This window comes from Prosthecobacter sp., from assembly GCF_014879935.1.
Classification (GTDB): Bacteria; Verrucomicrobiota; Verrucomicrobiia; order Verrucomicrobiales; family Verrucomicrobiaceae; genus Prosthecobacter.
Genome location: NZ_JACSRD010000124.1, coordinates 17,344 through 32,997, shown reverse-complemented (window position 1 = coordinate 32,997; position 15,654 = coordinate 17,344). Strand labels below are relative to the sequence as shown.

The following is a 15,654-nucleotide window of genomic DNA, read 5'->3' as shown; positions in this document are numbered from 1 at the left end:
TGTGTTACCAGAATTCAGTCGATCCTTACACAGCATCTGCGCTGCCTGACACCACCGTCATGAGATGACGCAGTTCATCATCCACCTCCGCCGCATCCGCCACTGTGGAGGCGATCTCCTCCCGCAGCAGCGTGCCGTAGCGTTTCCGCATGCGATGCACCGACACCGTCAGCGCCGACTCGCTCATGCCCAGCTCCGCCGCCATCCGCGCATAGCCCGGCCGCCCGCCACCACCAGCCAGATGCGGCTCGATCGCCTCCCAAAGCCGCAGGCGTCCTGCCTTCACGTATTCTTCGCGCAGTCGTTGCATCACCCTCTCCAGCAGCGCCAGTGCCCAGCTCCGTTCGTAAAGCCGCTCCGGTGTCATGGTGTCGTGCGTGGCATACTCCAGCTCGACACTGGCATCGTTCAGTGAAACCGGACTCATGGCACCGCCGCGTTTCTGCGCGGTCTGGTCGCGGTGCTGGTTCGACATGTATTTCACGAACGAGCTGATCAAAAACGTCCGGAAGCGCCCCAGTTCCCGGTCCGCCCGCGAAAACGATCCGCTCTCCAGCAGTTTCGCGATGAAGCCCTGCGTCAGATCCTGCGCATCCTGCGGCGTCTGCCCCTTCCTCCGGGCGAAATGATACAAGGGCCGCCAGTAATCCCGGCACAGATCAGCCAGGGCCTGGGCTGCCGTCGAGTCATCTTCATCCGCCGCACGCGCCACCAGCGACCAACGGGTCGTCAGAAAGACTCCGGGCGTCGATTCATTGAGCTTGGCATCGAAATCCATGGGGGGCATCCAAGCCCTACTGAATCCGTTCCACCTTGCTTTCAAGCCTCACGCGATGCCAAGACGAAACGGGTCCGCCGGATCGAGCACCAGCGTCGATTCCGCCGTGATGAAGGCCTCGCCGGTGATCGTGGGCAGAATGCCTTTCTCTGTGGCTTCGTAGCTGCCTTCAAACACGCTGCCGAGGATGCTTTCCTGCCGCCAGATCTCGCCTGCGGCCAGTTTTCCATCTGCGGCGAGGCACGCGAGCTTCGCGCTCGTGCCCGTGCCGCAGGGGGAGCGATCATACTCACCGCCAGGGCACAAAACGAAGTTTCGACTGTGATTTGCGGGATCGTGCGCCGGGCCAAAAAGCTCGACGTGATCGACTTCCGGGTAGCCTGCGGCCCGCACGGCCTCGCGCATCGCCAAACTGGCCTGCGTGAGCTGCGGCACATTTTTCAGCGTGAGATCGAGTCCGTGATCCGACACGAGAAAGAACCAGTTTCCGCCCCACGCGACGTCTCCGGTCACTCCACTGGCCTTCACGCCCTTCGCCTGTCGATACGACGGCACATTGCGCATGCTCACGCTGCCGCTGTCATCCAAAACGGCGGTCACCACGCCCACCGGCGTCTCCACGCGATGCTCGCCGGCTGAAATGCGTTCGAGATGCTTCAGCGTCGCGATGAGGCCGATCATGCCATGCCCGCACATGCCGAGCAGGCCGACGTTGTTGAAGAAAATCACGCCCGCAGCACAAGTCGCGTCTTTCGGCTCCACGAGCAAGGCACCGACGATCACCTCATGCCCTCGTGGCTCGCAAATGATCGCACGACGATACGTTTCGAGCTCCGCGGCGCTGATGCCGCTCAAAACGACGCGTGTGGGCTCGCCGCCGGTGTGGGAGTCGATGATGGGGATGCGCTGCATCCGGTGAAAAAAACCGCGTGTTGGGTGTCGTCTTGGATGCTTTGAGAGACGCGGCTGAAAAAACAACCCAAGCAGCCGGGCCGCACATCAAGGCAGATACCAATAGCCAAAGAGGCTGCCGCGATGGCGTGGCTTGCGCTGCTTTAGGCTCAGGGGTGGCGTCCAGCCGTCTGGCAGCAGCATGGCGCAGGTGAATAGGGTGGCGCTCATGGTCTCATGGATGGTGAATTCACACTGGCCCGTGTTCGCCGTTGGATGAGGCACCCAGCGACGATAAAAGGGCGTGCCAGGGTCGGGGTAGAACGAATGACGCGTGGTGGCAGTAGGATCAGTCGGACTGCTCCAGACGTCGTTGCGCAGGGTGTAGTGCATCGGGCCGCCGTCGAGACCATAGATGCTGATGCCGGGCACCGGGTCATCGATGGCATCATTGGCGCTGACTTCATGCTGGAGCACGGCGGGGTAAGTGTAGCCGATGCCGGTCGTCCAGCTCATGCCCATAGCGTTGCTGCCAAACATGTAGTCCATGTTGCAGGCGGCGGTGTCACGATAGGTGGTGTTGTTGGTCAATGCATAGGCTTGCAGCAGAAGGCGGCTGCGATTGGCAAAGTCCATCTCTCCCCAGGCGGCGAAGTAATCCTGATAGCGTGGCCAGGTGTGACGGTAAGGCATGGCGTCGAGCATGGCGACGAGGCCATCGGCTCCATTGATGTATTTGTTCCGCCAGGTGTCGATGAGGCCCTGGTTGAAGATGCCTGCGCCACGTTTGGCGATGCTGAAGTAAAACCATGGCACGCAGTCCCGCAGTGTGTTCGGCCATGCCCATGGGGCGGCGCCGACCAGATGGCTCTCGATGCCGCCAAGGTACGCTGTGTCACCCGTGAGGTAGTAGAGCCGCAGCTTGGCATGAAACAGATAGGGATCATTCATGCTTGCGAGCTCAGTCCAGTTGTAGCTGTAAGGCGTGCCGAGGCCGCGATTGGAGGCGGCCGGGATGGTGATGGTGCCGAGGCTGTTGGCGGGATCAGCGCCGAAGCCATAGGCCTTTAGAGCGAGCTGCCGATACTTGGTGGAGCGTGCGGCATCGATGGGCGCGAGCAATTCAGCGAGCTGTGCAGCGGCGGCAGCGTAAAGGAGCGATGACCAGCGTGTGCGCTGACTGTAGCCGTATTTGTAGGCCGGATCCGTCATGGTGGGATGCGTGGATGTCTCCACCATCCCGGAGACTCCTCCTGTGGCGGTCATGCTGCGCGTCCAGACTTCGAGGCCGTATTCGACCTCATCGAGAATGTCGGGAACGCCGTTGCCGCTCTCAGGGATGTTGAGCTGGCCATCGACAAACTTCGCCGGGGCGACCTCATAGGCGTAGAGCATGTCAAAGATGTTCGTGTAGTGGCGCAGATTGCGATCCCAGTCCGCTGCATCATACCAACCACCTTCCACATTGGGAGTAGCCCTGGTGAGATCGAGCGTCGCTCCCACGATGTCGAAGCGCTGATAATTGGCGGGTTCATCAAAGTCACCGAAGCCAAAGCAGACGAGGGCGCTTTCATAAATGGGCTCGCTGTGGGCTTTGATGCGGCTCCACGGCGTGAACGGCATCTGGTAGGCGCTATTGGCCCGCTGATGGTAAAGACCGCGTGCGCTGGTGTAGAAGGCCTCGCCATACGCATCCGGCGCATGGCGGAATGTCCATGAACGGCCCACACCAGGCACACGGATGAAGAACCAACCGTGTTGCGTCAGGCCATTGAGATCGATCTGATACAAGTTTTCGCCGAGCATGAGCGGACGCGTGGCAGGATCATCGGTATTGCCCGGTTTCACGGAGAACCGCGGATTCGCCTCCCGCAGGGTGACATTGCCACTGTGAGCCACGGCGCCGGTCTGGGCATTGATGACTTCAAAGGTCGTCGCGTGGCTCAGCGACAGGGGACCGTAGCCATGCACGCAGCCGCCGATGTAGGCGTACTTCTTGGTGCTGTCTGAGAGGTAGCCGTTTTGATTCACCTTGATGGCCCGTGAGACCGTGCGGCTCTCGTCGTAGAGAAAAGTCGCCGCTTTGCCGTTGTCGAGCGTGAGGGTGTAAGTGCGCCCGCTGACCATGGCGTCAGGCATTTCGATGTAGCAGTAATGAGCGTAGTGCAGGTTGTGCATGCCACGCGTCTGGCCGCCATCCAGGCCCACGTAATACTGGGTGGCCCGCAGCGGTTCGCGGGCGGTGGCATAGGCCGGATCGTCGGTCGATGTGATGGCGTAGTAGTCGGGCCGTGTGTATCGGGACTCATCCAAGTCAATGCGCGCCTGGGCGATGTAAGTGTCACGTATCTGCGGCAGTCCGGTCCAGGCATCCCAGCGTGCTGGATTGCCAGCAGGTGTGCCGCGGTCCCAGTTGTCTGCATGCGTGAAAAGCTGGCCGCCGGAAAGCGTGTTGATGCGTGCCGCCACCTCCTCGGTGTCCACCACCGCAGCGATCAGCCAGCGGTTACTCAGCCCGAGGATCTGGTCGATGCCGTTGTAGCTCGGCCTGGCGATGGGGAAGAGACCTTCACGCTCGTCCGGCAGATCATCCGTCTGCTGGGCGGTGAAGGTGAAGCGCTTCTCATACCACGAGACCCCTTTGCGATACGAGAGGGTGACATGCGTCACCTCTCCCCGGGTGGGCAGGTTCTTCAGGGTGAACTGAGTGCTGCTGGCCGGCAGTGAGATGCTCTGAAAATAATCTGCACCGCCCGCCACGCTGCCTGCCTTCACCACCCACTCATCCACCCCCGTGGTGTTGGGCAGCCATTGGATCAAAGCACTGCTGCCGATCAGCGTCTGTCCATCCTGGTGGGAGAGCAGCAGCGGCCCCTGGCCGTCAAAGGCATTTCCCACACGCACACGCGCAAAACACAAATCTGGACTTGCCGCATCGACAGCCACGTCTTGCAAAGTGCTCAGCGCCGTGGCCGTCAGCACGCTGAGCGGCTGCGGAGCCCAGTGGATGAGGTCGGTGGAAGTTTCGACCGTGTATTGCGTCCCCGGGCGGCTGTTCCAGCGCAGATTCAGCCGTCCATCCATGCCACGTTCGACCTCCGTGATCTCGAAGGGCGTCTCCTTGCTCACATAGGCCGGGATGGTGTCATGACGCTTGATGGTGACTTCCTCCACCACGCCATGGAACATGCCCATGCTCAGCGTGCTCACCCCAGTGGAGCGGCCCCACAGGCCCAGCTCTCCCGGCGCAGGCGTCTCCCCGAGCAATCGCCCGTCCACCCACACGGAGGCCTTTTCGGCATCAATGACCAGTTGAAGATGATGCGAGATGCCATGCTGCCAATATGGAGCCAGTTCAGCAGCCGACACGACTTCATGGCCATTGCCCAAAATGCTGCGCGGAGTCCACTGCCACTTGTCCTGCAGGAAGGACAGCTGGGCATTGTAGGCCTGAAGCAGCGTCATCACATACGCCGAACCCACGCTGTTGCCGAGAAATGCCTCCGTGCGTATCCACGCATCCAGCTCGATCGCCTGCGTCTGGCCAGCGATGTAAAACTGGTTGTTCGGGATCGTCACCTCCGCTTTATCCGCCATTGAAGCGAACGACAAACGTCCCGGCTCCCAAGCCGCTCCACCTGCGAGCGTGACCGCCGCTTGCTGGCCGGTGGTGTCGGCGAGACCTGCTTCGAAATCGTAGCGTGCCAGCACGGACTCGGCGTGACCACCTTGCGTGACGAAAACAGCGATCAGGCAGAGGAATCGGAGCATCGAAATGAGGCTGTGGGTGCTCACTTCGTCAGCACGCCCGAAATGAGGCGAAGCAGCCGGCCATCGGCGTCGAAAACAGTCAATCACAGCTCTTTAAAAGACGCAGGCAACGGGGCGCATGACCATTCACGCGATCGATTTCACCACTTCATCGAGCAACTGCGCATCCATCTCGGTGAGATGGCAGAGCTCGGGGAAGCGGCCTTCCTTCACATCGGCGACGTATTCGCTGAAGGCGGCGATGCGCTCGTTTTGCAGGCGGCGGTGTTCCTCGGCAAAGTTGCGGTAGGACTTCGCGTGGCGCGGGATGCGCTCGTCGTAGTCGCCGAGGATGTCGCAGGAGAAAAGGAACTGCGTGTCGCAGCCGGTGCCGGAGCCGAGGGACATGAGGAGCATGCTCGTCTGCTTCGAAAGCCACGAGGCGAGGTTGTGTGGCACGATTTCGATCTCGGCGGCATACGCGCCGGCGTTTTCGAGGTCCTTCATCTTGCGATAGAGCGCCTTCGCCTCATCGACGGTCTTTCCGATGCTGCGATAGCCAGTCCAGGTGACATGACGCGGCACCATGCCGATGTGGCCGACGACTGGAATGCCCTCGCGAGCCATGGCCTCGATCAAAAAAGGGCTGCCGGAGCAATAGACGCTGCTGGCGCCCATTTCGAGCGCGCGGAAGCCGGTGCGGATGGCCTCCTCCTGAGTCGCCATGCCGTGCGGCGTGCTGCCGGAAAGGAAGGCCGTGGGCGCGGCGGCGACGAGCAGCGGCAGACGCGCCTGCGCCTCCGGCGAGTCAAAGCTGCAGCTCATGAGATCCACGCCCGCAGCTTCGGCGGCCATGGCCTCCTGCGGTGACTTCACGTGGATGTGCGTGAGCACGCGTTTGCCTTTGAGCTTACGGAGATCGTGGACGGTGTATTTTTTTCGCGGGCGGACCATGCGCTCTTTTAGAGGTTCATGGTTCGGGGTTCAAGGTTCAAGGTTGTCCCCGTTTTGAGCAGGACAGTCACCCCGGCCTCTTCGCCAGCGCATCGCGGATGATCTTCAGCACCTGCTCGCGCTCGGCTCCGGCGAGTGTAAGGCGCGGTTCGCGCACCCATTCTTTGCCGAGGCCGGTCTCCTGGACGAGGAGCTTGATGTATTGCACGAAGTGGAGGTGCGTATCGAGCTTCATGAGCGGCTGGCTCCAGCGATAGAGCGCGCGGCATTCGCCCCATTTGCCTGCCTGGGCGAGGTCCCAGAGTTTTTGATTCTCCTTCGGGAAAGCGATGCCGCTGCCGCAAACCCAGCCGTCGATGCCGAGGATGGCAGATTCGAGGAAGAGATCGTCCACGCCGGTGAAGATGCGGTAGCGGTTGCCGGTTTGATTGCGCAGCTCGGTGATGCGGCGGGTGTTGGCGCTGCTTTCCTTGATGGCGAGCAGGTTCGGGATGTCCGTCAGCTCCACGAACATCTCTGGCGTGACATCGGTGTGGTAGCCGACGGGGTTGTTGTAGAGCATCCAGCTCAGCGGCGTGGCTTTGGCGAGCGTGCGGAACCAGTGCTGCGTCTCGCGCGGATCGCTTTTGTAAACCATCGGTGGCATGATCATGAAACCAGATGCGCCGATCTTTTCGCAATCGTGCAGGTAGCTGATGGCGGCGCGCGTGCTCATTTCCGCCACACCGCTGATCACAGGCACGCGTCCGGCGGCCACTTCGACGGCGTGCTTCACGACAGCGCGCTTTTCATCGGCTTGCAGGCACTGATTCTCGCCCAGCGAGCCGCAGACGATCAAACCGTGCACACCCGCCTCAATCTGCGCCTCCCAAAAGCGCGCGGACGCGTCGAAGTCGATCGACTGGTCCTCATTCATCTGCGTGACGACGGCCGGGAAGACACCGGACCAGTTGAGGGAAGGGGTGGAGAGGGACATGGGAATGACGAATGACGAAATGTGGCGTTGCGAGAGGGTATGGTAAGAGGTGGGGCAAGAGGGTCTTGCTTGCTTTGGCGTTGGGGAGCTGCCATTTCTGCCAAAATGACGGCCACGGATGACCTCTTCGGCGCACATGCCTATGCGGAGGCGCTCTTTGATGCGCTGCCGGATGTTGTGTTCTTCATCAAGGATCGCACCGGACGCTACGTGCGGGTGAACCAGACACTTGCGGCCCGTTGCGCGGGGGGGGACAAGACGAAGCTCATCGGCAAGCGGCCCGAGGAGGTCTTCCCGGCACCACTGGCGGCAAGTTATGCGCGGCAGGATGAGAGCGTCCTGCGAACGGGAAAGCCCGTGGAGCATCAATTGGAGCTGCACATTTATCCTGGTGGCAAGGCGGGCTGGTGTCTCACCACGAAGCATCCGCTGCGCGACGCGCAGGGCCGCATCCTCGGCGTGACGGGCATCTCGCGCGACCTGAACGCGCCCAGCGGGAAGGACAGCGGCTACGCGCAGCTTGCCTCGGCGTTGAAGCTGATGCGCTCACGCTTCACCGAGAGCCTGCGCATCGAGGACATCGCCACGAAGGCAGGCCTCAGCGTTTATCAGTTCGAGCAGCGCGTGCAGAAGCTCTTTCAAATGAGCCCGCTGCAACTCCTGCACAAGCTCCGCCTCGACGAAGCCACGCGGCTGCTGCGTGAGACCGATCTCCCGCTGGGCGAGATCGCCCTGCAAACGGGTTGGTGCGACCAAAGTGCCTTCACCCGGCACTTCAGCCGCTACGCGGGCATGGCACCGGGGAAGTTTCGGGCGATGCAAAAGATCGCTGAGAAATGATCAAGCCAGCAGCGCCTTGACCGGCTTGGCCGGGTTCACGCCGATGAGCTTCGCGTCGAGACCTTGGAACTTGTAGCTGAAGCGATCGGCGTGGAAGCCGAGGAGGTGGAGGACGGTGGCGTGGAAGTCGCTGATGTGGAGCGGGTCTTTGACGATGTTGTAGCTGAAGTCGTCGGTTTCGCCGTAGATGGTGCCGCCTTTGGCTCCGCCGCCGGCCATCCACATGCTGAAGCAGCGCGGGTGGTGGTCGCGGCCGTAGTTTTCCTTCGAGAGGCCGCCTTGGGAGTAGATGGTGCGGCCGAATTCGCCGCCCCAGATGATGAGCGTCTCATCGAGCATGCCGCGCTGCTTCAAATCTTCGAGCAGGGCAAAGCAGGGCTGATCGACGTCTTTGCACTGGCTGGGCATGCGACCGCCGACGTTGCTGTGGTGGTCCCAGTTGTTGTGGTAGAGCTGGATGAAGCGCACGCCGCGCTCCGCGAGCCGGCGGGCCATGAGCACGCTGTTGGCAAAGGAGCCGGGCTTTTTCGCGTCGGGGCCGTAAAGCTCGAAAATGTGCTCGGGTTCCTTCGAGAGATCGGTGAGCTCCGGCACGCTGGCCTGCATGCGGAAGGCCATTTCATACTGCGAGATGCGCGTCTGCGTTTCGGGATCGCCGAGCTGCTGGAATTCGAGCTCGTTGAGCGCGTTGAGGCCTTCGATGGTGCGGCGGCGCACGCTGTCGGGCACGCCGGGCGGGTTGTTGATGTAGAGAATGGGATCGCCTTTGCTGCGGAAGGACACGCCCGCATGCTCGCCGGGCAGGTAACCGCTGCTCCACAAGCGCGCGGAGATGGCCTGCTCCTGCTCACGATTCGTCGGCGTGGCGACGAGGACGACAAAGGTGGGCAGATTCTCATTCATCGAACCGAGGCCATACGAGGCCCAGGAGCCGAGGCAGGGACGCCCGCCGATCTGGTTGCCCGTCTGCATCGCCGCGATGGCAGGCTCGTGATTGATGGCCTCCGTGTGCAGCGAGCGCATCCAGCAGATTTCATCGGCTTTCTTCGCCAAATTCGGCAGCAGCTCGGTGTTCATCATCATGCCGCACTGGCCCGCCGCGCTGAATTCAAACTTCGACGGCGCGATGGGGAATCGCGCCTGTCCGCTGGTCATCGTGGTGAGTCGCTGGCCGTTGCGGATGCTGTCCGGCAGGTCCTTGTCATACCACTTCATCATCTCCGGCTTGTAATCGAACAGATCGATCTGCGACGGGCCACCGACCATGTGGAGGTAAATGACGCGCTTGGCCTTTGGCGTGAAATGTGGCCCTCCCGCCTTGTGCGACATCGCAGCCTGCAACGACTGCCCGAAGAGCGACGACAACGCGGCTCCGCCGAGGAGGTGAGAGCCGTTGGTGAAGAATTGGCGGCGGGTGAAGGGGTTCATAAAAGTGGAGTGGTGGAGTTATGGAGAAATGGTTGAGTGGTCAAAGAACAGACCAGTGGATGTAGAAGAGGTTGTCATCATTTGCGGTCCCCAGTGTCCATCGCACAAAAGCTTCGTCCTTGTAGTATTCACCGTCGGCTGTCTTGCTGACTTGGTTAGGCTTCCACCATGAAGGGTAGTTCTTGTAGTCGGTAACGTTGACTCGCTCTGCCGGGGTAAAGAGCAGTTTGTTCGCTCTGAACTCGTTGAGTAGGTGCGAAGGAATTTGGACTTTGGCGATCATGGACGGATCAATGCAGGTCCAATGATCATACTCGTATCCAAGCCATACAGATCCTTTCGGGAACGTGATGCCTGTGAGCCTCTCCACTTCGGCGATTTGTTCCAAGGTGACATCCGGATAGACAGATTCAACGAGCGCCTGACTCCGGAAGTAAAGCAGCCCCGCTACGACAACCAAAATCACGAGCGCAACACTAGCCAGCAGGCCGCGCACGATCCATTTCCAAATGGATGAGCCCTCTTTGGCAGGTTGAACGTTCGAGATGGGAAGCTGGATGTACATTTCTTGGTTACTGCTTATAAGCGTGGAGTCATGTGTCTGTGACGAATGGTCGTGCGGCAGATGGCGATGGCTTTTCAGGGATTGCTGGCTGGGGCTTTGAAGTCGGGAAAAAGAATGGAAGCAATCAATCCGCCGATCAGGGCTCCTTCGTGGGAGCCAAACTTGCATTCGCAAGCAAAGAGCACGGCCCAAACAATGCCGCCGCGCACGTCATCACGTTGCAGCGTTTCCAGGCCCTTCTTGAGGTTTTGAGCGGCGGCTCGTTCGTGGTCATTCAAATCGGTGCGAGCGGCGTAAGCTTCAATCGCCTTGGCTGCTGCTTCGCCGCCTTGTTGGCGTTGAAGAATGATGAAGTTCAGGCCGTCCCCGAGTTTTTCGATGGTCAGATGCTTGCTCAGTTCAGCTCCGAGGCTTTCGACCTCGGTCAGTTTCATGTCTTCGATGGCTTTGAGAAGGTCAGAAGCCTGTTTTTTGAGTTCCTCAGCCTTCAGGGCATCCAGCGACCGTTTCGCGGCTTTGGCAGCTTCAGATGCTTGGGACCAATGCTCCTTCCACCAAGTCGGATCGGTGCTTTTGGCAATCCAGTCGCGCCAAGACACCTGAGAGGTTTCTGCGGCGGGCTTTGATGCTTTGGGCGCTTCCTCTGCTTTTTTGTCGCAACTGCTCAGGCAGGTCATCGAAGCCAAGATCGCGAAGAGCAGCCAATTGGGGCGATGAAGCGCGACAGCGTCGTGGAGTGCGGTGGGAAGCGAAGCGCGACACCGCTTTGCGAGGGCGAGAAGAGTTTGCGGGAGCCGATGGACGTTCGAAAGCGGTGTCGCCGATGCGAGGCTTCGCCCTCGCATCTCTGCCACCGCACTCCACGACGCTGTCGCGGTGTTTGAAGCACCGGGGCAGTCAGTGGGTGAATTGGCAGTGAGGGGATTCATGGTCTCTTCAGCGAAGTTTGAGGGACTTGAGATGCCCGTCGAGCCACGCAGCGTCCTCGGGGGAGAGCGGTGGCTCGGGATCGCGGGTATAGTTTGTTGCCTTTTCGAAGGCACATTCTTCGTGGCACTGCTCGGCGGCTTTTTGCAGATCAAGCCAGACATCCGAGTCATCGGGTCGCAGAGGCACGCGGCACGCGGGAAGTGGCTGCTGATAGCTGATCGGATAGATTTCCCGCTCCTGAGGGTTCTCGGCGCGAAAGACATTCACGGAGTGCGCAGGCAGCCTGCCATCAGGCTGGCGCAGGGATTCGGTCATCTCCTCGCCTTCAAATTGGAGAAGGGCCAGCCCCCACTTCCTGACGAGATCGATCTCTACGAGATTCACTCCCAGAGCCATGATGCTCATCCGTTTCTGAACATAACTGACCGCCCCGCCAGAGTGCTTGTTGCTGGGACTCAGGAGTTCGATGGCGGTGACCAGTTCGCCACTACTCTGACGAATGGCGAGATGCCTCGGTTTGGGAGAGGTGATGGTTCGGGTTAGTGGTGGCACGAAATTCGGCGGGGCGGCCGCCAGCAACGTGTCCTCCCGCATTCGCCACACCGAGACATCGGGTTTCATGCTTTGATGATCGACGGGCGGAAGCGCTGAGATCGTCATGCCTTGCTCAATCACGGCACGCAGATCGGCGGGCAGTTGCCGCTGAATCTGCACCAACGCATGGACAATCATGGCAGGATGCACCTGAAACCACTCCTTCTCGAAGTAGGTATTCAGTCCCGGAAAGGGATATGTGGCGTTGGCGGGCAAGGAAGAGGTTTCAGGTTACAGACTTAAGGTTTTGAGAATCGAAGGGGGTAACGTTTGAGGGATTCGAGATAAGGCAGCTAAACAGCATGTGGTCCATCGTGGAATTGCGCCCACCACTTTGATAGAAATGCTTCTTCCTTCTCAGGGCCCAGATCCTTGTGCGTTCGGTTGAGCCAACGGCCATGAAATCGCTGAACGAAGTAGAAGCCATCGTCATTCAGATCGCTGTTCCGCATTTGCGCATCGTTGGAAAGTTCTTCGATGCTCTTAGCTATTGGGCGTGTCGTCATTCCGTGGCTTTGAAGAAAGTCGATAAACTGCCAGAATCGACGCTTTAAGACAGACTTTGGAACTGGCGGGAAGCCTGCTCGGTGATGCTGATCTTCAATGTCACTCTCCCAAGCAAGGGAGGTAATAGTGAAGTCTTTCTCAGGTCTGGAGTGTCTTTTCGGCATGTAAAACGTCACTTGTTCAAGACTTCGTCCAAATTAAAGAGCTGGTTCGTGAGCATGGTCCACGCGGCGAGCTCGGGCTTCGCGAGCTTCGCATCCACCGGTGATTCGCCGACCTTGAGGAGCGCTTCGGCATCGGCGGCGTTGGCCGTGTAGTGCTTGCGCAGATCGGCGAGGCTTGCATCGACGAGCGGCTTTTCTTTGGCGGTGAGCGGGCGGCAGAGGATGCGTTCGGCGATGAATTCGAGCGGCGCTTTCGTGATGAGGGCTTGTTCGGCGAGTTTGCGGGCGGCTTCGACGAATTGGGGGTCGTTCATCGTGACGAGGGCTTGGAGTGGCGTGTTGGTGCGCTCGCGGCGGACGGTGCAGACTTCGCGGCTGGGGGCGTTGAAGACTTCCATGTTTGGCGGCGGGGCCATGCGCTTCCAGAAGGTGTAAAAGGTGCGGCGGTAGAGATTTTCGCCTTTGTCCTGCACGTAGTTGCGGGTGTCGCCGCCGGGCAGGCCGACGACGTCCCAGATGCCTTCGGGTTGATACGGACGCACGCTGGGGCCGCCCATTTTCGCGGAAAGCAGTCCGCTGGCGGCGAGCGCGTAGTCGCGCAGCATCTCGGCATCCATGCGGAAGCGCGGGCCGCGGCTGAGGAGCGTGTTGTCGCGGTCCTTGTCGAGCTTCTCCGGCGTGGTGGCGGCCATCTGACGGTAGGTGGCGCTGGTGAGCATGAGCTTGAAGAGCTTCTTCACGTCCCAGCCGCCATCGCGGAACTCGACGGCGAGCCATTCGAGCAACTCGGGATGGCTCGGAGCCGCGCCCATGATGCCAAAGTCCTCCGGCGTCTTCACGATGCCCTGGCCGAAGACTTCCTGCCAGAAACGGTTCACGGTGACGCGTGCGGTCAGCGGATTGTCCTGGCTCACGACCCACTGCGCGAGGCCGAGGCGGTTCTTCGGCGCATTGGCGGGCAGCTTGCCCAAAGCGGCGGGCACCGCGGCCTCGACGCGTTCGCCGGGCTTGTCGTAGGCACCGCGGGCAAGGATGTTCGCCATCGGCATCACGTTCATGACTTCCTGCTGCACGTGCGTGATGGGGCTGCGGGCCTTGATGGCTTCTTTTTCGGCTTCGAGCTGCTTTGCGGTGCCCTCGTGCTTCATCCACTCGGCATCACGCGTGGCGAGGTAGTGGGCAAAGAGCGCGTTGCGCTGCTGCGGCGTGCGTTTGTCCGTCGCAGCGGCGAGCACGGCACGCAGCGGGCCGACATCGGCGAGCGTCTTGATCTCCGCCTCGCTCAGCATTCGATCATACACCCGCGCATCCTGCACGCTGCCATCGGTGAAGTGCTGGCCATCACTGCGCTGGCCGATTTTCAGCGGCACGGTGGTGCGGATGCTGGCCTTCGGCTTGATGGTGTTCGTATTCGTGACGAGGCGCTTCTGCGGCACGCCATTGATGTAAATCTGCACGCCCGCCGCCTTGCCGCTGCCATTGTAAGTGACGAACACATGCTGCCACTCGCCCGGTTTCAGCACCGCATCACGCGTGCTGACCTTGATGGCGTTGCCTTCCCATTTGTCGATGATGTGGACGGAGATGCCGCGATCATTCTGCCACAGGTCCCAGCCGCGATACGCGTTCTTTTCGTCCATGCGGGCCATGATGGCACCGAAGACGCCGTTGCGGCCGGCTTTGATCCAAGCGCCGTAGCTGAACTTCTGATTCAACTCGAAATCACCCGCGTCGCTCACTTCAAACGTGCTGCCTGGCTTGATCACCGGCGCGGGGCCGAGCTTGCCACCGGGCGTCCACGAGATCTGGCCGAGCGCTTTGGCCTTCGCCGGAGTGCCGCACACATTCGCGACATCGTTGCCGACGCCCTCATTGAGCGGCAAATGCACTTGCAGGCCCTTCGTGGGCACATCCTGGTCGAGATGCTCCGGTTTCGCGGAAGCGAGCCAGGCATTGAAATCTTTGCCCGCGGCCTTTTTGCGCTCGTCGCGCTGTTTCGTGGCCTCGGCGATCTCGGCGGGCAATTTTTCCCAGCGCGGCTTGTCCTGCTCGCTCGGGATCACGAGCACGGGTCCGCGACCGTCCTTGATGTTGCCGTCCTTGGCCTGCTGCGTCGTGTTGCGGAAGAACGCGGCCATCGAATAGAAGTCGCGCTGCGTGAAGGGATCGAACTTATGATCGTGGCACTGGCCGCAGTTCGTGGTGAGGCCAAAATAGACCCAGCCCATCGTCTGCACGCGATCCACCGCGTAGTTCGCGAGGTTTTCCTCGTCGATCGTGCCGCCTTCATTCGTGGTGATGTTGCAACGCTGGAAACCGGTCGCGACGAGCTGGTCGTCGGTGTGATTCGGCAGCAAATCACCCGCGATCTGCTCGACGGTGAATTGATCGAAGGGCTGATTGCGATTGAAGGCCTTCACCACCCAATCGCGGTAAGGCCACATCTCACGGTAGTTGTCGAAGTGCAGGCCATGCGTGTCTCCATAACGCGCCGCATCGAGCCAGTAACGCGCACGGTGCTCGCCATACGCGGGGGATTTCATGAGCTCGTCGATGAGCTGCGAAATCTGCGCATCCGTCAGACGAGTCGGACTGGTCTGACTCGTCGGACAATACCGCGCCAGCAATTCCGAAGAAGGCGGCAGCCCCGTGAGATCCAAAGCAATACGCCGCACCAGCGTGTGCGCATCGGCCTCGGGAGCCGGTTTGAGGCCCGCTTTGTCCAGCGAGGCCAGCACGAAGCGGTCGATGGGCGTTTTCACCCACGATTCGTCCTTCACGGCGGGCACGGCCGGCTTCTGCGGCGGGATGAGGCTCCAATGCGGCTGCCAGGGAGCGCCCTGCTCGATCCATTGTTTAATGAGAGCAACCTGCGCCGGTTTGATCTCCTTGTGAGAATCCGGCGGCGGCATCACATCGTCTTCATCCTTGGTGATGAGCCGTTGGAAGAGCGAACTCGCATCTGGCTTGCCTTTGATGATCGTCGGCTGCTCTCCCTTCTTCGCGGTGAAGAATCCGGCTTCCGTGTCGAGCCGCAGACCCGCCTTGCGCGTTCCCGGGTCCGGTCCATGACAGTGAAAGCAGGCATCTGCGAGGATGGGGCGGATGTCGCGGTTGAACTCAATGCCGCTGGCGGCCTGAGCAGCCGTGGAGAGGCCGAGCAGGACGGCGGTGAGAGAGAGAAGCGGATTCTGGCTCATGGTATGAAAGTGCCGGGGGCCGGTATGTTTGTGCCTACGGGCTTTGGACAGAGAATGTTGCGACCGAATTGGCGCTC

The 15,654-nt window shown here is 60.6% G+C and carries 12 protein-coding genes; 2 read left to right on the top strand and 10 right to left on the bottom strand.

The genetic code is table 11. From position 1 onward, the window contains the following. Nucleotides 1–25: 25 nt before the first annotated feature. The 5 genes from IAE77_RS10140 to IAE77_RS10120 form a co-directional block, all read right to left on the bottom strand. On the bottom strand, nucleotides 26–778 hold the full coding sequence (locus IAE77_RS10140; protein ID WP_294225621.1) for a sigma-70 family RNA polymerase sigma factor: 753 nt from the start codon (nucleotides 776–778) through the stop codon (nucleotides 26–28). A 48-nt stretch (nucleotides 779–826) separates the two neighbouring features. Beyond that, entirely contained in the window at nucleotides 827–1,690 is an 864-nt protein-coding gene (locus tag IAE77_RS10135; RefSeq protein ID WP_294225619.1) for a proline racemase family protein, read from the bottom strand. An 87-nt stretch (nucleotides 1,691–1,777) separates the two neighbouring features. Further along, a complete protein-coding gene (locus tag IAE77_RS10130) occupies nucleotides 1,778–5,440 on the bottom strand; it encodes a glycoside hydrolase family 9 protein (protein ID WP_294225616.1) in 3,663 nt (1,220 codons plus the stop codon). 126 nt (nucleotides 5,441–5,566) lie between these two features. Continuing rightward, entirely contained in the window at nucleotides 5,567–6,373 is an 807-nt protein-coding gene (locus IAE77_RS10125) for a 3-methyl-2-oxobutanoate hydroxymethyltransferase (protein ID WP_294225613.1), read from the bottom strand. Between the two features lie 67 nt (nucleotides 6,374–6,440). Then, complete coding sequence (locus tag IAE77_RS10120; protein WP_294225611.1) at nucleotides 6,441–7,349, bottom strand: dihydrodipicolinate synthase family protein; 909 nt, start codon at nucleotides 7,347–7,349, stop codon at nucleotides 6,441–6,443. A gap of 105 nt (nucleotides 7,350–7,454) precedes the next feature. Between IAE77_RS10120 and IAE77_RS10115 the strand changes: the two genes are divergently transcribed. After that, nucleotides 7,455–8,189, top strand: coding sequence for an AraC family transcriptional regulator (locus IAE77_RS10115; protein WP_294225608.1), 735 nt, complete (start codon nucleotides 7,455–7,457; stop codon nucleotides 8,187–8,189). On the opposite strand, the gene IAE77_RS10110 is transcribed toward IAE77_RS10115, so the two are convergent. From IAE77_RS10110 to IAE77_RS10095, 4 genes are all read right to left on the bottom strand, one after another. Then, a complete protein-coding gene (locus IAE77_RS10110; RefSeq protein WP_294225606.1) occupies nucleotides 8,190–9,617 on the bottom strand; it encodes a DUF1501 domain-containing protein in 1,428 nt (475 codons plus the stop codon). 40 nt (nucleotides 9,618–9,657) lie between these two features. Next, a complete protein-coding gene (locus tag IAE77_RS10105) occupies nucleotides 9,658–10,182 on the bottom strand; it encodes a hypothetical protein (protein WP_294225603.1) in 525 nt (174 codons plus the stop codon). Nucleotides 10,183–10,256: 74 nt separating this feature from the next. Beyond that, nucleotides 10,257–10,868 carry a hypothetical protein gene (locus IAE77_RS10100; RefSeq protein ID WP_294225601.1) on the bottom strand — a complete coding sequence of 204 codons (612 nt, stop codon included), beginning with the start codon at nucleotides 10,866–10,868 and terminating at the stop codon, nucleotides 10,257–10,259. 250 nt (nucleotides 10,869–11,118) lie between these two features. Beyond that, the gene (locus IAE77_RS10095; protein ID WP_294225598.1) at nucleotides 11,119–11,922 is read right to left on the bottom strand and encodes a DUF4058 family protein; all 804 of its coding nucleotides are present in this window, start codon (nucleotides 11,920–11,922) and stop codon (nucleotides 11,119–11,121) included. 182 nt (nucleotides 11,923–12,104) lie between these two features. Here IAE77_RS10095 and IAE77_RS10090 point away from each other — a divergent pair, with 182 nt between their 5' ends. Next, nucleotides 12,105–12,260 (top strand): hypothetical protein, encoded by a 156-nt coding sequence (locus tag IAE77_RS10090; protein ID WP_294225595.1) that lies wholly within the window; start codon nucleotides 12,105–12,107, stop codon nucleotides 12,258–12,260. A gap of 125 nt (nucleotides 12,261–12,385) precedes the next feature. Here the strand turns inward: IAE77_RS10090 and IAE77_RS10085 are convergent, their stop codons facing one another. Beyond that, nucleotides 12,386–15,577 carry a DUF1553 domain-containing protein gene (locus IAE77_RS10085; RefSeq protein WP_294225592.1) on the bottom strand — a complete coding sequence of 1,064 codons (3,192 nt, stop codon included), beginning with the start codon at nucleotides 15,575–15,577 and terminating at the stop codon, nucleotides 12,386–12,388. Between the last annotated feature and the right edge of the window lie 77 nt (nucleotides 15,578–15,654).